19 protein-coding genes are annotated in these 17138 nt (G+C 61.9%); 14 read left to right on the top strand and 5 right to left on the bottom strand.

The features are described 5' to 3' along the window. The first annotated feature begins 135 nt into the window (after window positions 1-135). From AC1DMY_RS14125 to AC1DMY_RS14140, 4 genes are all read left to right on the top strand, one after another. A complete protein-coding gene (locus AC1DMY_RS14125) occupies window positions 136-561 on the top strand; it encodes a hypothetical protein (RefSeq protein ID WP_477165569.1) in 426 nt (141 codons plus the stop codon). Between the two features lie 28 nt (window positions 562-589). Continuing rightward, window positions 590-928 carry a hypothetical protein gene (locus AC1DMY_RS14130; RefSeq protein ID WP_477165570.1) on the top strand — a complete coding sequence of 113 codons (339 nt, stop codon included), beginning with the start codon at window positions 590-592 and terminating at the stop codon, window positions 926-928. A gap of 105 nt (window positions 929-1033) precedes the next feature. After that, on the top strand, window positions 1034-1672 hold the full coding sequence (locus AC1DMY_RS14135) for a DUF5671 domain-containing protein (RefSeq protein ID WP_477165571.1): 639 nt from the start codon (window positions 1034-1036) through the stop codon (window positions 1670-1672). Continuing rightward, a complete protein-coding gene (locus tag AC1DMY_RS14140) occupies window positions 1669-2109 on the top strand; it encodes a hypothetical protein (protein WP_477165572.1) in 441 nt (146 codons plus the stop codon). The genes AC1DMY_RS14135 and AC1DMY_RS14140 overlap by 4 nt, the downstream gene beginning before the upstream one ends. A 79-nt stretch (window positions 2110-2188) precedes the next feature. Here AC1DMY_RS14140 and AC1DMY_RS14145 read toward each other — a convergent pair whose 3' ends face one another. Both AC1DMY_RS14145 and AC1DMY_RS14150 read right to left on the bottom strand, forming a co-directional pair. After that, window positions 2189-3181, bottom strand: a complete 993-nt coding sequence (locus AC1DMY_RS14145; protein WP_477165573.1) for a VOC family protein — start codon at window positions 3179-3181, stop codon at window positions 2189-2191. A gap of 259 nt (window positions 3182-3440) precedes the next feature. Next, on the bottom strand, window positions 3441-4376 hold the full coding sequence (locus AC1DMY_RS14150) for a GlxA family transcriptional regulator (protein ID WP_477165574.1): 936 nt from the start codon (window positions 4374-4376) through the stop codon (window positions 3441-3443). 259 nt (window positions 4377-4635) lie between these two features. On the opposite strand from AC1DMY_RS14150, the gene AC1DMY_RS14155 reads away from it, so the two are divergent. After that, a complete protein-coding gene (locus AC1DMY_RS14155) occupies window positions 4636-5196 on the top strand; it encodes a methyltransferase family protein (RefSeq protein ID WP_477165575.1) in 561 nt (186 codons plus the stop codon). A 52-nt stretch (window positions 5197-5248) separates the two neighbouring features. Here the strand turns inward: AC1DMY_RS14155 and AC1DMY_RS14160 are convergent, their stop codons facing one another. After that, a complete protein-coding gene (locus tag AC1DMY_RS14160; RefSeq protein WP_477165576.1) occupies window positions 5249-5548 on the bottom strand; it encodes an antibiotic biosynthesis monooxygenase family protein in 300 nt (99 codons plus the stop codon). Window positions 5549-5610: 62 nt separating this feature from the next. Beyond that, window positions 5611-6456, bottom strand: a complete 846-nt coding sequence (locus AC1DMY_RS14165; RefSeq protein WP_477165577.1) for a methyltransferase domain-containing protein — start codon at window positions 6454-6456, stop codon at window positions 5611-5613. 313 nt (window positions 6457-6769) lie between these two features. Between AC1DMY_RS14165 and AC1DMY_RS14170 the strand changes: the two genes are divergently transcribed. Beyond that, entirely contained in the window at window positions 6770-8089 is a 1320-nt protein-coding gene (locus AC1DMY_RS14170; RefSeq protein ID WP_477165578.1) for a DUF1214 domain-containing protein, read from the top strand. Window positions 8090-8098: 9 nt separating this feature from the next. Here AC1DMY_RS14170 and AC1DMY_RS14175 read toward each other — a convergent pair whose 3' ends face one another. Continuing rightward, window positions 8099-9598 carry a DUF1254 domain-containing protein gene (locus AC1DMY_RS14175; RefSeq protein ID WP_477165579.1) on the bottom strand — a complete coding sequence of 500 codons (1500 nt, stop codon included), beginning with the start codon at window positions 9596-9598 and terminating at the stop codon, window positions 8099-8101. A 473-nt stretch (window positions 9599-10071) separates the two neighbouring features. Between AC1DMY_RS14175 and AC1DMY_RS14180 the strand changes: the two genes are divergently transcribed. The 8 genes from AC1DMY_RS14180 (at window position 10072) to AC1DMY_RS14215 (ending at window position 17114) form a co-directional block, all read left to right on the top strand. Continuing rightward, window positions 10072-11355, top strand: a complete 1284-nt coding sequence (locus AC1DMY_RS14180) for a M24 family metallopeptidase (protein WP_477165580.1) — start codon at window positions 10072-10074, stop codon at window positions 11353-11355. Between the two features lie 39 nt (window positions 11356-11394). After that, the gene (locus tag AC1DMY_RS14185; RefSeq protein WP_477165581.1) at window positions 11395-11655 is read left to right on the top strand and encodes a hypothetical protein; all 261 of its coding nucleotides are present in this window, start codon (window positions 11395-11397) and stop codon (window positions 11653-11655) included. An 83-nt stretch (window positions 11656-11738) separates the two neighbouring features. Continuing rightward, a complete protein-coding gene (locus AC1DMY_RS14190; protein WP_477165582.1) occupies window positions 11739-12137 on the top strand; it encodes a VOC family protein in 399 nt (132 codons plus the stop codon). Between the two features lie 99 nt (window positions 12138-12236). Then, a complete protein-coding gene (locus AC1DMY_RS14195; protein ID WP_477165583.1) occupies window positions 12237-13286 on the top strand; it encodes a TraB/GumN family protein in 1050 nt (349 codons plus the stop codon). Between the two features lie 72 nt (window positions 13287-13358). Further along, complete coding sequence (locus AC1DMY_RS14200; protein WP_477165584.1) at window positions 13359-13928, top strand: DUF4386 domain-containing protein; 570 nt, start codon at window positions 13359-13361, stop codon at window positions 13926-13928. 43 nt (window positions 13929-13971) lie between these two features. Next, the gene (locus AC1DMY_RS14205) at window positions 13972-14238 is read left to right on the top strand and encodes a hypothetical protein (RefSeq protein WP_477165585.1); all 267 of its coding nucleotides are present in this window, start codon (window positions 13972-13974) and stop codon (window positions 14236-14238) included. Between the two features lie 187 nt (window positions 14239-14425). After that, window positions 14426-15934 (top strand): efflux transporter outer membrane subunit, encoded by a 1509-nt coding sequence (locus tag AC1DMY_RS14210; RefSeq protein ID WP_477165586.1) that lies wholly within the window; start codon window positions 14426-14428, stop codon window positions 15932-15934. Window positions 15935-15992: 58 nt separating this feature from the next. Then, window positions 15993-17114, top strand: coding sequence for an efflux RND transporter periplasmic adaptor subunit (locus tag AC1DMY_RS14215; RefSeq protein WP_477165587.1), 1122 nt, complete (start codon window positions 15993-15995; stop codon window positions 17112-17114). The last annotated feature ends 24 nt before the right edge of the window (window positions 17115-17138 follow it).

Raw genomic sequence — 17138 nt, forward strand, 5'->3', positions numbered from 1 at the left:
GGCGGCGAGCTGGTGAAGCAAATGGACCGGGCCGGTGCAGGTTGGCTCCCCGAAGTTTTGGTCGAGTTGTCGGAAAATCCGTCCAAGTACTCGCACTCTGACATCTGCGAGATGGCTAGGATGGCGACGAAATGAATGTCCGCTTCCGACCCGAAGCGGACAATTTTTGATGAGAAAGGGGGGGGCGGCATGAAGTGTGACAAGTGCGGCGCACAAAGTTGGCTCGCCGTAAAGAAGCTCGGCTCTCTAGAGACTTTGGAGTGCCGCCAGTGTGGAAGCCGAAGCGCCGTCCATGTTAACGATCCAGGCATAGGTCATTCTGCTTCTCAAGATCTGCTTTCCATGCCTGAGCTGAAAGGCATCTGGTTGTCGAAGCCATCCCCAGAGATGGTGCAGCAAGCTGAGGCCCTGTTTCCTAGGCTGGAGCGGCTTTCTCTTGCTCAGCATCTTCGTCGTTATGTTGATAAGGCAAGTTTCTCGCTTGGGAGAATCAACGCCTCTGAGCGACAACATCTGGATCGCAAGCTTGGCGCGGCGGGAATAGGTATCTTTGGCGAATGAAACTGTCCGCTTTCGACCCGTTGCGGACATGCCCGTCAACGATCGCGAGGCAGACAAAATGCGCACAGATCTGATCGCAACCTGCTTGTTCGTAGCCATGGTCGTTCCTGGCATGGCGCTCGGCGCCGACCAGTTTACTGACAGGGGAATCGCGAAGATTCGGGCGGATCTCGGGCCAAACTGCCCAGTTAACCTGGGGAAAGTCGGACAGGTACTGTCTGGCAACAACGGGTTACGACAGGAGCAGTGGTTCGTGAAGACATGTCATGGTGTCGAACAGTATTGGGTTTCGTACTACCCGCCACAGGCGTTCCCTGACCGCAGTACCGATCTAGAAGTCGAGAAGGTAGTTGGTAAAGTCCACTGAGGTCCGCTTCCGACCCAAAGCAGACATCTCCAGCGCGTTGAGTAGTAGGTCGCGAAAGGCGGGCATCAGTGGCTTCATCGTGCTTGATCACCAACAGGGGAAGGTATGGCTAGCAGCACGCAAGACCTGGAGCGGTTCGTGCGGAGTTCACTCATGCGTGGATGTTCGCGGCAGAGTATCGACAAGGCACTCATGGATGCCGGCTGGACGCCAGAACAGGTGCGTGGCGCGCTCTCGAATTTCGCAGACATAGCATTTGCCGTTCCCGTACCCCGGCCGCGCCCCTATTTGTCGGCACGGGATGCGTTTGTCTATCTCGTGTTGTTCACCACGCTCTATCTGAGCGTCTATCACTTTGGAAGTCTGCTGTTCGAACTGGTCAACCGCAGCTTCCCGGATGTGGCCTCGCCTTACAACAACGGTGTGGCACGAAGCATCCGCTGGTCGGTGGCCTCGATCATCATCGCATTCCCGGTTTTCCTCTGGCTCACTGCACGGATTCGCAGCGAGGTGAGCCGGCAACCCGTGAAGCGGCAATCGGCGGTTCGCCGTTGGTTGACCTGTCTGACGCTCTTTGCTGCCGCCGTCGTACTTATCTGCGACCTGATCACCCTGGTGGACGGCGTGCTAGGCGGGGAAATAACGGTTCGATTCATGCTCAAGGTCGTTGTGGCCGCCGTGATTGCGTGCACGGTCTTCGGCTACTACCTGTGGGATCTGCGTGCTGACGAGCGCGTCGCATGATGCCGCGTCTTGGAGTGCGGGTGATTGCGATAGCCGCTTGCCTAAGCATGGGCGCAGCCGTTGTCGCGGGCCTGGGCGTACTCGGCTCACCGGTGCATCAACGTGCGCTGCAACTTGACGCGCGCAGGGTGTCCGGGCTCAGTCTTGTTTCCATGCAGATCAGCGCGTACTGGTCCCAGCACAAATCGCTGCCAACGGATCTCTCTTCTCTCAAACTAGCCCGCCCCATGACCAGCGACCCGGTCAGCGGCGCGGCCTTCGAGTACGCAACGACTGGCAAGGAAACCTACCAGTTGTGCGCCAACTTCGATGCTGCATCCGAGTCTGAAGGGCGCACGTTCGGAACCTATGCGATCCGCTGGGACCATCCTGCAGGCAGGCATTGCTTCGACCTGGGCACGAAGTTTTCTGGTGAGGTGGCCGAGCCCATGCGATGAGACACCCGCGTCGCCGATGATGTCTGCTTGCGGCCCGAATGGCCGCATCAGGCAACCTCTCATCATTCCCGTCGGTGACCTACATCTTTGCCACCGGACAAGGCGAGCCGCTCGCCTGCATTGCGTGGAATTCGATGGAGAGGCCTAGGTCGTCCTGTGTGGGAGCGAGAATGGATTCGCCGGAGAGGCCTCGGTAGGTTGGCAGTTTGTGCTCGTAGCCGCGCTCGGCCCAGCGCTGTGCGCGATGAAGGTCGGATACGCCGAAGCTTACGCCCAGGATGCGTGGGCCGCCGCTTGCCATGGTTTGCTGAGCGAGACCCTCGCCGTCGGGTTGAAGTGCCAGCAGCGCGGTCGGGCCGATCGATACACAAAATCCTTTAGCGCCGACCGCGGTCAGCTTCACTGGCACCGCGTGGCCGTAGCCCATCTTCTCGAGCTGCCGACGATCGGCATCTGCATCAGCCGATACCAGCCATATCGAGGAGAGCTCGCGCGCTCCGTTAGGGTGTTCGCGCGTCACGCGGTAGTCGTCGGTATTGGCGGGGTCGAACTGGTCGGGTGCGTAGTCGGCTGCGTAGTCGATGAAGAAGGTGTTGCTCGACAAGGGCGCGCGGTCGAATGCGAACAGGCGCCATCCCGGCTTGGCGCTGTCGGGTCCGGAGAAGAAGGGCGTGACGGCGTAGTGCAGCGCCTGCAGCGACTGATGGATCGTATCGAGCGACGACGAGCGAAAACCAAAGGTGCGCGAACCCGCGCCGCCCTTCAAGGCCTGCTGGTCCTCTTTCATGCCCGGATCAAAGGTGGGATTGGGGCGCGTGATGCCGAGCAATTCGATGAAGCTGCTGTCCGATAAGCGGATATAGCGGTTGGCCACGCCATCGGGATCGCGTCCGGGCCGGACTTGAAAGCCCAGCTTGACTGCCATGACCGACGTGACCTGGTCGATCCCGCGTCCCCACAGCAGGATGTGATCCAGTCGTGTGGCGGGAGGCGCCGGTGCAGGTGCAGCCGGGGAGGCCTGGGCGGCGCACAGGCACAAAAGACATGCCGAAACGAAGGGGGGCAGGCGCATGCGTATCCTCACATGAACGACGTTGATGGTTTTCCCGGACCAGCCGCGCTAGTCATGACGCGTCCGGCCGCGGTGATCGAACTGGAGCGATCGGCCGGTCGGTGGATACGCGACACGGCCAGGGCGTCTCACGGCGCTCTTTTATCAGTGTTTCGACTGGCAGCCACAAGGACAATTTCCGCGCAAAAACGGCCAACGCGGGGCGGGCTTGGCGTATGCATGACGCCTTGCGTCGCAAACCCCGCGGCGCACCTTTCCATTACACGCTAGTGCTTCTACGCAGCGACTGGGGCGACGTGCCAAACGCGCGGACAAACGCGCGGCGCATGCGGCTCGAGTCGCCGAAGCCGGTGGATGCCGCAATATGGTCGAGGGTGAGATGGCTGGTCTCGACTGCGATGCGGGCGGCCTCCAGGCGCAGGCCTTCCACGACTTTCGCCGGCGTCGCACCGATCTCGGCGGTGAAAGAGCGGGCAAAGTTTCGAGGGCTCATCGCGGCGCGCTCAGCCAAGCGCTCGACCGTCATCGGCTCGGCAATGCGTGTACGCATCCAGCTGATGAGATCGCCGAAGCGCCCGGTCTTGCCACCCTGGTCCACCAGCACGGAGTACTGCGATTGCCCGCCATGCCGTCGCTGGTGCACCACCAGCTGCTGCGCCGTGCGTCGCGCAATGCCGGGGCCGAGGTCGTCTTCGACCAGGGCCAGCGCAAGATCGATCCCGGCGGAAATACCGGCAGACGTCCACAGGTTGCCGTCTCTGACGAACATCCGGTCGGCATCGAGCCGCACCTGCGGATAGAGCAATCGGAAGCGCTCGGCGACCGCCCAATGCGTGGTTGCGCGCCGGCCATCAAGCAGCCCGGCCTGCGCGAGGAAGAACGCGCCAGAGCAGACACCCGCCGCCCGCCGCCACGCATCGTTGCCGAGCCAGTTCACGATGTCGCCCTGGCTCTCTTCGATCTGGGCGAGATTGCCGCCCGAAACGATCACGGTGTCGAAGCGCTTCGATTCGATCGGCGAAGCCGCCAGACTCACGCCCGACGAACTGCGCACGACGCCGCCTCCCGGGGCCAGCACGGTGATCGCATAGCTGTCCGGCCGAAACCGATCGGCCATCTCGAAGACGGCGACCGGGCCGGCCGCATCCAGCAGCTGAAACCCAGGAAAGACGATGATGGCGATGTCGCGTCGCATGGTGGCAGTCGCATGACTCGGTCCAGTGCCGAGAAAGTGGCGTAACTGCAAGGCGGGCGTCAAGGCCATGGGACCAACCGAGCCGATCGGCTCCGCAGAAGGGAAAGGACCAAGCCGATTTCGCAGGACTTGAAGCAAAAGGGTCGCCTTCACTTGTTGGGTCAAGGCGGACGGAGGATGCTGGCGGCGAGGTGGGCCGGCGCGGTGGAACGCGTTGGCGATCGAAGCTTCTTCTCAAGGCACAGGAGGCGGAAACGGCATGAACATGGTGCGCAGCCTGGGTATCGTCGTTTTCTTCGCGTGGCTGATGATCGATGCCATCGTGGTCTTTCGACTTAAGACGGGCACGGCGGAAAATCGTGATCATCGTTCGTTGAAGTTGCTGATGATTGGTGGCCCGGTGGTTTTCGCCATATGCATCGGGTTGTCCTACGGGACCGTTGGAGCCTTGCATTCAGTTGCACTGCAATGGGCGGGGCTGCTCGTCTTGCTGATCGGCATCGCGGTGCGTTCACTCGCCATCGCCCAATTGGGCCGCTTCCATACCCCGAACGTGGCGATCCGCGGCGATCATCAACTGAAGGAAGAAGGCTTGTACGCCTATGTGCGCCACCCAAGTTATCTGGGCGCCATGATTGGATTTCTGGGCTTTGCCCTGACCTTGGGCAACTGGCTCGGCGTGATCGTGATGACGAGCCTGACCACGTGCCTCTATCTCTATCGCATCAACGAAGAGGAAGCCGCGCTTGCCGAAGCGTTCGGCGACGCATTTCGTCGGTATGCTGCGCGCACCAAACGGCTTATCCCCTGGGTCTATTGAACGCGTAGGTACGCGTCAGGGCGATTTAATCGCCTTCATTCTCGCGGCGTGGTCATTCATCAAATGACCCGACGGGTATTTCGGATGAGGCCAGGCCTTCCAGCTGTCGGTCCAGGTCTTGGTACTCCTTGGCAAAGTTGCGCTTGAAGTTCTCAAACGCCGTGGCGCTTTGCCAGCGGTCAATCGTGTAGTAACGGCCGGCCTGTTCGCGGCTGCGCAGTAGTCGTACTTCAAGAAAGCCCGGGGCTCGCGCAAATAGTCGAGCCCAAGGTCCATCGGGGCCATAGGCTGATTCAAAGGCCGTGCGCTGGTCCTCGGGTACCAGGAACTGCCAAACGGTGGCGTAAGTCATGCTGTATCCCTCCGTTTTCAGCTCGACGCGCCGGCCTGCGTCGCTCTTGTGCCGGACGACAATCAGACTACGCCAACGGCCAAAGTGAAGCTTTGCAAGAAGTGGAAATCGGCGCGGCGCAGCGCGTAGTCGGGATGACTGGGATCGCACAGGCGCATCACTTCTTCATGGTCGCTGCTCGATAGATACGCTTGCAGCCGGGAGCCCCAGGTGCCCCGGAAAATGGCTGACAGCAGGTAGTTTTCGTCCTCGGCGCGCAAGGGGGCGAGGCGTTCGATCATGAAGGTGCGTACACGGACGTCCTGCAACCCGGCCTTGCGCAGCAGGCCTGCGAGCGCGCGAATGGACGTGAGGTCGCGTTCGTCCAACTGGTATCGGTCACGGTAGTACTGCCGCACCGCCTCGTTGACCAGGCGCTCCAATCGGGAATCCCAGGCGAAGTACATATCAGGCAAGAGTGAGCTCTGCCCGAGCGCCACGCGCCCGCCTGGGCGAATCAGGGCAATCAGCGCCTGCAGACCCGCCAGGGGCGAGTGGAGGTGGTTGATCACGTTGACCGACCAGGCCAGGTCAAGACTGGCCGGCATCACCGGTGGTGCGAGAATGTTTGCTTGCAGCAGCAGCGAATGACTCTCGGCTGCCATGTCGAGCGCTGCCCTGACGTGCGGTGTCGCCAGGTCCATGCCGATCACCGTGCCGCTCGGGCCAACCTCATCGGCCAACCATCCCAGTGCCTCGCCCGTGCCGCAGCCGGCATCGAGCACGCGCATGCCGGGTCCCAAGGCCAGACTCGCCATGGCCTGGCGTATCTCCGGCGCGGCAAAGGCATTGAACAGTCTGAGCTTGTCCGCGTAATCGCGTGACGCCGTATCGCCTAGCAATCCAGCCGTGGTGGTCGGACGAGTCATGGGATCACGCATGCCTAGAGGGGGCTGTGGTGGATGATGCCGTGTGTGCCTCGAACGCATCAAACCGTTGGGCAAACTTCTTGTCCTGCCGACGCTTGTGGGTGTCCGCGATCACGCTAGCGGCAAATCTAGGGAAGAGATAATGCCGTGGCAAGGACAGGCATGGGCATCTGCCCGCGAGTAGTGGCTCCTTTAAGGCGTTCACGAGGGGCCTCAGCGATAAGTAAAAATACTTGGCAAGAAGCCGTACGTTTGCTGACGAAAAGAACAGTGTGGAAAGTGCACGCTGTTGCGGTGCCTAGGGAGGACGGTCATGAAAGCTTATGCGCGGTACTTGAGTATTGCCCTGGCGGCGATCGTTGCTGCGACGACCCAAGGCCAGACACCAGCGCCCGTGCCGAACGACCAGGACATCAGCGATAGCTATATCTATCTGCTCGGTCGACTGCTGGTGCTCAACCAGGAGCAGGCGGATTTCAGCAATGGGTTTCAGTGGAACCAACTCGTACACCGCAAGGTAGGGGAGGTGGACTGGCCTAATCCCAATCTCGATGTCGCCTATTCGGAAGCCTGGGTGGCCATCGACGAGAAGAGTTGCGCTCTGATCACGGTGCCTAAGGTGAAGAATCGGTACTACACCGTCCAGTTCCTCAACGGCTGGGGCGAGACCTTGGCGAATATCAACGAGCGCGTTTATCCGCAGCGCCCCGATGGCGAGTTTGCGGTCTGCCTGAAGGGCGCCGTGGTCCAGTTGCCGGCAACGACGCAGCGCGTGGATGTATCTGCCAAAGTGCTGCGCGTGCTCTCGCGCGTCGAACTGGGTGCAACTCCGGATGAGGCCGTGGCGCTGCAGAAGAAGTTCAACATCCGGGCCAGCGGTCAGCCGGCCGCGCCCGAGGTGCCCAAGACGGTCAGGTTCGACATCGAAAAGTTGCCAGGTGTTGAAGCCTTCGACTCGGCCACCGTGGCACTGGATAGCGCCGCCGATATCAATCCGGGCATGGAGCGGCTACAGACGAGTACACGTGCCGTTGCCAAGGCGATCAAGGATGCGAGCGTGCGCCAGCATGTCGATCAGGTGATCCGCCAACAAGCGATCCCTGCGATCTACAAGGCCTCGCCAACACTCGGCGATGGCACAGTGAAAGACGGCTGGGCCTTGCCCACAACCATCGGCGTGTATGGCAGCAACTGGCTGCTTCGCACCTTGGTGAACCTCGGCGGCATCTGGGCCAACAGCTATGAAGAGGTGATTTACTACAAGGCGTTTATTGATCCTGCGGGCAAGCCGCTCAATGGCGATCATTCCTACGCGCTGCGCTTTGAGAAGGAACAGATGCCGTCGCTCTACGCGACCTATTTCTGGTCAATCATTGCCGTCGATTCGGCTCATCGCCGTGTTCTGCCCAATCCGCTGCATCGCTATCTTCTGAACAATTTTTCCAAGCTGAGCTACGGCAAGGATGGCTCGCTGACCTTGTACTTCGGCGCCACCAAGCCGAACGGTGCACCCGATGGCAACTGGATTCCGACGCCGAAAGGAACGGGCTACAGCCTGACCTTCCGCTTCTATCGACCCAAGGGCGCTGTTGCCGACCGCAGCTACTTTCCGCCGGCCTTGAAGGAGCTGTAACGCTGGCAGCTACGGCGCTTTCACCACCGAGGGCGGCTTCCACGTGCCATCGGTGATGGCGGCGTCGGGCCAATAGGCGCGGATATAGAGCGAGAAGTCATCCGCCGGGGCGGGCAGCCAATTGCTCTCTTTGTCCTTGCCGGGCGAGGCGTGCTGGACATAGAAGGTGATCGATCCATCGGCATTGGTCTTGAGGTCCCGGCTCTTGGTGCCCAAGGAGTAGCGGTTGAGCGCATTGGGTTCGAACAAGTGGTGCTTGTTGTACATGGTCAATGACCAGAACCCTTTGACCGGAGGCGTCTGGCCCTTGGCGAACGTGATCGTATAAGCGTTGTTGCCCGCGCCATTGAGCCTGATGCCCTTGGCGTCGAAGTCGGTATAGATGTAGCGCGTTTCCTGCGGCGCGTTGTCATACATGTTCGACTTTGCCGTCGCGGTGCGCGACAGATAGTCCACGCCCCAGTTGGCGCCATTGGGCGGCGACGTCCAGCCGTTGCCCACCGGACGACCGTTGTTGCGGAACTCGAACAGCGGCGCGATGATCTCCTTCTCCGAAGCCACGGCCGCCTGCACCAGCGCCTGCTTGAGCTGCGGATCCTTGGCGGCGGCATCCAGCACCGATTGAATCGAGGCGTACAGCGACTCTTCACCCGGTTGCGGCGGAATCTGCTTCATGACGACGGGCAACTCGTCAAAGAACTTCTCCGGAACCACCCACTGGATTTCGCCGGCTCCGCTGCTTGGCGGCGCGGGATAATCGGGCGTCTTGTGCCAGTCGATGGCTTTCATCTTGCCGTCGAACTTGTCCAGCGGATAGACCATGATCTGGCTCAGCGTCTTTTGGATGGCCGCTCTATCCTCCGGCGTGTCGTCCATGAACGCGCGCGGCAGCACGACCGCCAGATCGGTGGTTGACCGGCAAACGCCGGTGATGCCCTTGGGTACCTGGCCTTTCCAGTTGGGGCCTGCCAGCAAGTAGAAACCGGGTTTGGTGCCGTATTGTTTGCCGAGCTTACAGAAAGAGTCGGTTCGTGCATCGGCGATCTGATAGACATAGAAGCGGTCGCCGAAATCGGGCACTTGGACAACGACCGGCAGCGTATCGAGGTGCTGGTAACCCGAGCCGTAGACGGTGTCCTGATTCGGGCAGGTGATGAACTTCTGATCCGCCTTGAGATAGTCGGTCAGCATGCTGATGGCGCCGGGTGGCGAGACGGGGAGGATGCCGCCGTTGCGGCCGGGCCCGGGAAGCTTGGCAAGCGCGAGCGACCGGTTGTAGTTGTTGACCAGCGGCCAACCCCAGATGTACGCCATGCGACCGATCGCCTGGACGTACTCCTTGGTCATCATCGTGCCGTCAGGGGTGCCCTTGAGGTCACTGGCGTGGCCGGGCGCCGGGACTTGAGGCGATCCCGCTTGGGCATCGGTCGATGGACAGGCGTGCGCCAAGCCCTCCGCGCCGAACAGCAACACCAGTGTCAGCGACAAACGTGGAAGTGCCCTGGACATGACCATGCCTCCAATCCGGAACGATCCTGCTGCACTGCGCGACGGGTGCAGAACGCTCCTATCCAAGCATAGGCAGGCGAATGCCGCCTCTGTGGTACTACCGATGTGAGCTAGGTAAAAACACCTAGGCGCAAGAGGGCCGTGGGGCGGCGACGAGCGTGGCCAAGTCGCCCAGCGGGGCATCGGCGACTGAGATGGACGTCCGAACTCGACCCGTTGCGAGGGAAAGACATCGCCCCGACTTCGTGCACCGAAGTCATCGCATATGACGAGCCCCGCGCATCTGGCACTTCGCGCTTTTTTGGCGACGGACGCCTGTGCCTTCCCACATCACGCAGATGCGTAGGCGGTGAGCAACTTCGCATGTTGGACTAGGTCATGGTACCGGCGCAAATGCTATCGGGCACCGGTAGTCGCGTCGCCAACTCCGGCCTCATACTGCGGAATATCCTTGGTCTCAGTCCGGAGTCTTCATGCGTCGTCGCGAGTTTCTCACGGGAGCTGTAGCTGCTACTGCTGCCGCGTCCACCGCCTTCATGCTGGCCGGTCGGTCCGCGCAGGCAATGCCTGCTGCGCCGGCGGTCCCGGGCGGCTTGGCCGGTCTGACCTCCATGACCACCGGCGCCAAGCCGATTTCAGTCGACGAGCGCCGGGCACGCATCGCCAAGCTGCAAAAGCTGATGGTCGAGCAGAAGATCGGCGCCTTGATCCTGGAATCGGGCTCGAGCCTGGACTACTTCACCGGCATCCAGTGGCATCGTTCGGAGCGTACGACGGCCGCCGTGATCCCTGCCCGCGGCGGCATCGTCGTGGTGACCCCCGCCTTCGAAGAGCCCTCGATCCGCGAGACCCTGGCGGTCGGCGACGATGTGCGGCCGTGGAATGAGCATGAAAGCCCGTTCGCCCTATTGGTCGGCGCGCTGCGCGACCGCGGCGTGACCTCCGGCCCGATCGCTTTCGAAGCGACCACGCGGCTGTTCATCGTCGATGGGGTGCGCGACGCAAGTGCCGGGGCGTACAGCGTCGTTTCCGGCGACGCCCTGGTGAGGGCCGTACGGCTGATCAAATCCCCGGCCGAACTCGCGTTGATGCAAACCGCCAATGACGTCACCCTGGCGGCGCTGCGCTACGTCCATGGCCACGTCCGCGCAGGCATGCGTCCGGATGAGATCGCCACCATGATGAACGCCGCCACCGAAGCCCTGGGCGGCGCACCGGAATTCGCCCTGGTGTTGATCAACGAAGCCAGCGCCTATCCGCACGGCTCGCGCCAGCCGCAGACCCTGCACGAGGGGTCGGTCATCCTGATGGACGTGGGTTGCGCCGTGCATGGCTATCAATCGGACATCTCGCGCACCTGGGTGATGGGCAAGCCGACCGCGAAACAGCGAAAGGTCTGGGACACCGTCAAGCGCGGCCAGGAGATCGCGCTGGCCACCGCCAAATTGGGCACGCCCGTGGGCGCCATCGACGACGCCGTGCGCGCCTACTACGAAAAGGAAGGCTGGGGCCCTGGCTACAAGCTGCCCGGACTTCCGCACCGCACCGGCCACGGCATCGGCCTGGACGGCCACGAGTCGCCCTATCTCGTGCATGGCGACGCCACGCCGCTGGCACCCGGCATGTGCTTCTCCGACGAGCCGGGGCTCTACATCCCTGGCGAATTCGGCATCCGCCTGGAGGACTGCTGGCACATGACCGAGACCGGCCCCAAACTTTTCACTGAGCTCGCCAAGTCGATCGACGATCCGATTTGATCGACTTCACGGCAGGCGTTTTTCTGCGGGAGTTTCGATATGCCGACAACCAAGCGCTTTGCGGTAAGCATCGATGAAGTCAGGCAGAATTTTGTATTCGGCGACATCTTTACCGACACCTACAAAGCGTCGGTAAAGATGTCGGACGGGGCCATCCGCGAGATTGCTCTGCGACCTGTCGTCCGCGACGGAGAGCTAGTCGTGGAGTTCAAGGACGGCGAGCACGTCAGCTATATGGGGCTCAACAGCAGCGCAACACACGGCGCGTTGATGATCACCCTCACGCACAGGGAAGAGTAGGAGGGTAAACGGGCTCAGGGTCGGTTCCCGCTTCAACGGTCTGCCTACTCGTCATCCCAACCCATGGGACGAAGGAGAATTCCGTGAGCAGACAAGTGTTCATCAACCTCCCGGTTGCCAATCTCCCCCAGTCAGTCGCCTTCTTCGAGGCGCTGGGCTTTGCACGCCATCCGCAGTTCACCGACGACGCCGGCGCGTGCATCGTTGTCAGCGACACGATCTCCGTGATGTTGCTGACACGCGCCCGCTTTGGGGATTTCACGCCCAAAGCCATCTGCGACACGAGCAAGGCCATCGAGGTGCTGCTCTCCCTCAGCTGCGAAAGCCGTGAGGAGGTGGATAGCCTCGTCGCCAAGGCGATCGCGGCGGGCGGCTCGACCTACGACAAGCCGGAGGATTTCGGCTTCATGTATACGCACAGTTTTGTTGATCTGGACGGCCACGGGTGGGGGCTGCTCCATATGAGCGCCATGCCTGGCTAAAAGCGACGTCCGCTCGCGAACACCCGCCGACGCAAAAACGGCGTCGTGCGGGCTCATGCGTATAGTGTCGGACAGAGGTGCTCGCGCAGAGAGATTGCCATGCTGCTCAGCGGACTTGGTATTTTTCGGTGGACGAAAGGAAGTCGACTCACCCTCGGCGTTCTGAGTGCTGCGGCCTTGGTCGCCTGCATAAGCGGCTTGGCGTATGCGCAATCGATGCCGGTATCGGAAACGGTACCAACGCTCACGCCGGTGGTAGTGACCGGCGTTCTGCCCGGACCCGCCCTGTGGAAGGTGAGCAAGGCCGACCATGTCATGTGGGTGCTCGGCCTTACCTCGCCGCTGCCGAAAAACATGCGGTGGAAATCCGCGGAAGTCGAAAGCCGGATTGCCGCGTCGCAAGTGGTCTTGACGTTGCCGAGTCTGGAGATCGGCGTGCGTACGAGTTTCTATCACAGCTCGATGATGCCGTCGCTGCGGGAGCTCCAAAAAAATCCCCGGCAACAGAGCTTGCAGGACGTACTCACGCCGCAGCTCTATCAACGCTGGTTGGTGCTGAAGGGAAGATATCTTGGCGACAATCGCCGCGTGGAGCGCATGCGGCCCATTCTTGCCGGGCGCGAACTCTACGAGAGCGCCCTCAAGCACTATGGTCTGGTTGATGAAGACGATCTGGAGAAGATCGTCTACAAGGCCGCTGGCCGCGATGGTGTCGCAAGGATCAATACGTCGTATCAACTGGTGCTGCAAGATCAAGGCGAGGCGATACGAACATTGAGTGACAAGTCCATGAATGATCAGCAGTGTCTGGGGCAGATCCTGGACGCGCTGGATAACGGGCTGGCCCAGACCGTGGCGCGCGCGAATGCTTGGGCGACCGGCGATATCGACGCGCTGCGATCCATCCTGTCGCAAATGCAGCAGGACTCATGCATGTCGACGCTGGACGGATCGCAATTCGCCATGGCGCTGGGTATCAACGATATCGAAGGGCGTGTCAGGAAAAGCTGGATCGGCAGCGCCGAGCATGCGCTTGATAAAAACAAGCAGACCTTTGCCGTGCTGCCGATGCATGAGCTGATTGCACCGGGTGGTTACATGAGTGAGCTGCAAGCCGACGGCTATAGCGTGCAGGCTCCCGACCCATAGTCCTGGCGAGCAAGGGGCGCCGTTTAGTTTCGGGATCCATATTCACCACCCTAAGCAAGCGAGGTAGCCGACATGCCGGATTGGATCGCAGAAGCTTCGCCGCGTCTCTGGGCCAGGATGACCGGCCTGGTCTACCTGCTCTATTTTTTCGTGGCCATATCCGCCGAGATGGTGGTCGGTCGGGGGCGACTGGTGGCCTATGAGGCCGTTACGCTGGTGGCTTACGCGCTCTATGTCGCCGTGACGCTGCTCTTTTACCGCATGTTCAAGCGGGTGCACGCGGGCCTGTCCCTGCTTGCGGCGCTTTTTAGCCTGTTGGGGTGCGCCATCGCGGCGGTGGGTGTCTTCCGTCCCGCCTTCAACGGCGTCCTGCCACTGGCGTTTTTTGGTCCCTACTGCTTGCTGATCGGTTATCTCATCTTCAAGTCGACCTTCCTGCCCCGAGTTCTCGGTGTGCTCATGATGCTCGCCGGCCTGGGCTGGCTGATCTTCCTGACGCCGCTCGCCAGCCCGCTGTCGCCCTATCTGAAGGCGCTGGGATTTATCGCCGAGCTATTGCTATGCCTGTGGCTTATTGTGATCGGCGTGAATGTTTCCCGTTGGCAGGAAAAGACGGGCGCCTGGAAGGTTGGCCAGGTCTGATTACCCATCGCGAACACGTTCTCAAATAAGGGAGTCTGACGTCATGCACACCGTACTAGTGATTGGTGGCGGAATCGTTCTGCTCGGGTTGTTCCTGCTGTTTGGACATCTATGGGGTAGTGGCCCCGCCGCACTTGCCATGGCCGCGAAGGCCTTCCTTCCGCTTTGGCTTGTCCTGTCCATCGTCAATTTGTGGGTGGGCGTGGCCAAGGCCGGCTATTCACTGCGCGATGAGCTGCCGATGTTGCTGGTGGTTTTCGCGCTGCCAGCCATCGTTGCCGGCGTAGTGATCTGGCGGCTGACGCGATAAGGCGGGCAGAGGTGGCCCGGCCCGTCGCGAAAACTTTCGGTGGAGGGCCTGAGGATGTTCGGCACGCCTGTGCTATATCTCCGCGCGGGGAGGGCACGAAGCACGGCTTGGCGCAGGCATTCATGGCGGCGCTGAGGGTCCGCTTTCGCCCGGGGCGTTGAATCCGCTGGGGAGAGTTGATCTGGCTATGCCTGTTTCGTGGTTCGCCCATTTGCAACTACGCCATCGGTGCCTGGCCGCGATGGTGGCCTCCTCGTTGATGGCCGGTTGCGCGGTGGGACCCGACTTCAAGCGGCCTGCCGCGCCCGAGGTGAGCGAGTACACCGCCCATCCGGTCGCCAGCACCGTCGCGACCGAGCATGTGGCTGGCGGCGAAGCGCAGCGCTTTGCGACGGGCGGCGATATCCCCGGGGACTGGTGGACGCTGTTCCACTCCAAGCCGCTCAACGAATTGATTGAGCAGTCCCTGGCCAACAACCACGACTTGAAGGCGGCGCAGGCTGCGCTGTCGGCGGCCAGGGAAAACGTGCTGGCGCAACGTGGCAGTTACTACCCCAGCGTGGCCGCGAGTTTCTCAGCCAGCCGCCAGCGGCAATCGGGAACCATCTCGCCGACGCCCAACTCGGACACCTTCCAATACAACCTGTTCACCCCGCAGGTCAGCGTCGCTTATGCGCCCGATATTTTCGGCCTGAATCGCCGAACGGTGGAATCGGTGCAAGCGCAGGAACAAGCTGTCCGCTTCCAGATGATCGCCACGCAGATCACCTTGAGCACCAACGTGGTCGCCGCCGCCGTGCAGCTCGCGGCGCTGCAGGCGCAGGTGGATGCGACGCGCGAGCTGGTCCAGATCAACTCGCATATGGTGCAAATCCTGCGCGAGCAATCCGCCAAGGGTTATGCCAGCGGGCTGGATCTGGCCGCGCAGGAATCGCAGCTGGCGCAAACCAACGCCACCTTGCCGCCGCTGCTCAAGCAGCTGGCGCAGCAACGCGATCTGCTCGCCGTGCTGGTGGGGCAGTTCCCGAGTCAGGCCTCGGAGCTGTCCTTCGACCTGGCCAACCTGCAGTTGCCGCAGGAGCTTCCGGTGAGCCTGCCCTCGACGCTCGTGGCGCAGCGCCCCGATGTGCTCCAGGCCGAGGCCAACATGCATGCTGCCAGCGCGCAGATCGGCGTCGCCATCGCCAACCGCCTGCCCAATATCGTGTTGAGCGCCAACACCGGCAGCACCGCGTTGGCGATGAATCAATTGTTCAAGTCAGGCACGGGTTTCTGGGGCATTGGTGCGGATATCACGGCGCCGATCTTCCAGGGCGGCACCTTGTTGCACCAGGAGCGCGCCGCCAAGGCAGCCTACGTGCAAGCCGCGGAGCAATACCGCAGCACGGTGATGAGCGCCTTCCAGAATGTCGCCGACTCGCTGGTGGCGCTGGACCAGGATGCCGCCGGACTGAAGGCCGCGGCTGCGGCCGACCAGGCCGCCAGGCGCACGCTGGATTTGTCGCAGCGGCAATGGAAGGCCGGATACGCGGATTATCTGTCGGTGTTGAACGCAGAACAGACCTATCAGCAGGCGCGAATCAATCGGGTGCAAGCACAGGCCAATCGCTATGCCGACACAGCGGCGCTGTTTCAGGCGCTCGGTGGCGGCTGGTGGAATCGCGCGGATCTAGCCCAGGACAAAAATGAAAAATAACGCGTTTCGGGGAGCGCCTTTCGAGTGGCGCGGGAAAGTCTGCGTCCGCCTTTCCATCATGGCTCTGCTGCTCTCGGCTGGCGGATTGATGGCCGGCTGCTCCAGCAAATCCGATGACGGTGCAGCGGCCGCTTCCGTCACGCCCGCCAATGTCACGCTGACAGCGGATCAGCGCAAACACGTCCGCCTCGCCGCCGTCGAGCGTTCCCAGTACCAGCGAACGATCGATGCGACCGGCTCGGTGGATTTCAACAACGAGCAGGCCACGGCGGTGCTCGCGCCGTTCTCCGGCCCAGTCGCGCGCCTGCTGGTCGACATCGGTGATCACGTCAACAAAGGTGATCCGCTGGCCCAGGTGGATTCGCCCGATTTCGCCGCGGCGATCGCTGCGTATCGCAAGGCGTTGACCACCGCACACACGGCGCGCCGACTTGCCGACCTGGAAAAGGATCTGGTCGAGCACCAAGGCGTTGCCAAGCGCGAAGAGGACCAGGCGCAAGCCGATGCGGCCAACGCGGACGCGGATGCCGACGCTGCGTTGAAAGCGCTGGTCGCACTGAATGTCGACCCGAAGGTCATCAAGGCCGTCGAGCAAGGCCAGGCGATTGCGCCCATCGGCGGGGTGATCCGCTCGCCGATCGCCGGCACCGTGGTGGATAGGCAGATCACGCCCGGCCAGCTCCTTCAGGCCGGCACCACGCCGTGTTTTACCGTGGCGGATATGTCGCGCGTGTGGGTGATGGCACAGGTCGCGGACTCCGACGTCGCTTCCGTGAGCGTGGGCGACCCTGCCGACGTGAGCACTGGGGTCGACGCAAAGCACCTGACGGGCACGGTCACGAAGATCTCGGCGCTGGTGAATTCAGACACGCGGCTCGTGCCGGCTCGCGTGGTGGTGGAGAACCCGCAAGGCCTGCTGAAGAAGCAGGCATACGTCGCCGTGCAAATTCGTTCGCGGCAGCCCACCAATGGATTGCTGGTGCCGGTGTCGGCATTGCTGCGCGACGACGAGAACCTGCCGTTTGTCTACGTCGCCCAGTCGGACGGCAGCTACGCACGGCGATCCGTGACCCTGGGGCATCGCACCGGCGACCAGTTCGATATCCCCGCCGGCCTGAAGGCGGGCGAGCAGGTCGTGGTGGATGGCGGCATCTTCGTGCAGTTCATGCAAAACCAATGAGCGATCAACTTCCTCCTGCCGTAT

Source organism: Dyella sp. 01L423, from assembly GCF_056399945.1.

Coding starts and splice junctions, on each gene's coding strand:
- AC1DMY_RS14125 (WP_477165569.1), top strand. CDS start 136: ATGTCCGCTTCCGACCCGAAGCGGACAATTTTTGATGAGAAAGGGGGG.
- AC1DMY_RS14130 (WP_477165570.1), top strand. CDS start 590: ATGCCCGTCAACGATCGCGAGGCAGACAAAATGCGCACAGATCTGATC.
- AC1DMY_RS14135 (WP_477165571.1), top strand. CDS start 1,034: ATGGCTAGCAGCACGCAAGACCTGGAGCGGTTCGTGCGGAGTTCACTC.
- AC1DMY_RS14140 (WP_477165572.1), top strand. CDS start 1,669: ATGATGCCGCGTCTTGGAGTGCGGGTGATTGCGATAGCCGCTTGCCTA.
- AC1DMY_RS14145 (WP_477165573.1), bottom strand. CDS start 3,181: ATGCGCCTGCCCCCCTTCGTTTCGGCATGTCTTTTGTGCCTGTGCGCC.
- AC1DMY_RS14150 (WP_477165574.1), bottom strand. CDS start 4,376: ATGCGACGCGACATCGCCATCATCGTCTTTCCTGGGTTTCAGCTGCTG.
- AC1DMY_RS14155 (WP_477165575.1), top strand. CDS start 4,636: ATGAACATGGTGCGCAGCCTGGGTATCGTCGTTTTCTTCGCGTGGCTG.
- AC1DMY_RS14160 (WP_477165576.1), bottom strand. CDS start 5,548: ATGACTTACGCCACCGTTTGGCAGTTCCTGGTACCCGAGGACCAGCGC.
- AC1DMY_RS14165 (WP_477165577.1), bottom strand. CDS start 6,456: ATGACTCGTCCGACCACCACGGCTGGATTGCTAGGCGATACGGCGTCA.
- AC1DMY_RS14170 (WP_477165578.1), top strand. CDS start 6,770: ATGAAAGCTTATGCGCGGTACTTGAGTATTGCCCTGGCGGCGATCGTT.
- AC1DMY_RS14175 (WP_477165579.1), bottom strand. CDS start 9,598: ATGTCCAGGGCACTTCCACGTTTGTCGCTGACACTGGTGTTGCTGTTC.
- AC1DMY_RS14180 (WP_477165580.1), top strand. CDS start 10,072: ATGCGTCGTCGCGAGTTTCTCACGGGAGCTGTAGCTGCTACTGCTGCC.
- AC1DMY_RS14185 (WP_477165581.1), top strand. CDS start 11,395: ATGCCGACAACCAAGCGCTTTGCGGTAAGCATCGATGAAGTCAGGCAG.
- AC1DMY_RS14195 (WP_477165583.1), top strand. CDS start 12,237: ATGCTGCTCAGCGGACTTGGTATTTTTCGGTGGACGAAAGGAAGTCGA.
- AC1DMY_RS14200 (WP_477165584.1), top strand. CDS start 13,359: ATGCCGGATTGGATCGCAGAAGCTTCGCCGCGTCTCTGGGCCAGGATG.
- AC1DMY_RS14205 (WP_477165585.1), top strand. CDS start 13,972: ATGCACACCGTACTAGTGATTGGTGGCGGAATCGTTCTGCTCGGGTTG.
- AC1DMY_RS14210 (WP_477165586.1), top strand. CDS start 14,426: ATGCCTGTTTCGTGGTTCGCCCATTTGCAACTACGCCATCGGTGCCTG.
- AC1DMY_RS14215 (WP_477165587.1), top strand. CDS start 15,993: ATGGCTCTGCTGCTCTCGGCTGGCGGATTGATGGCCGGCTGCTCCAGC.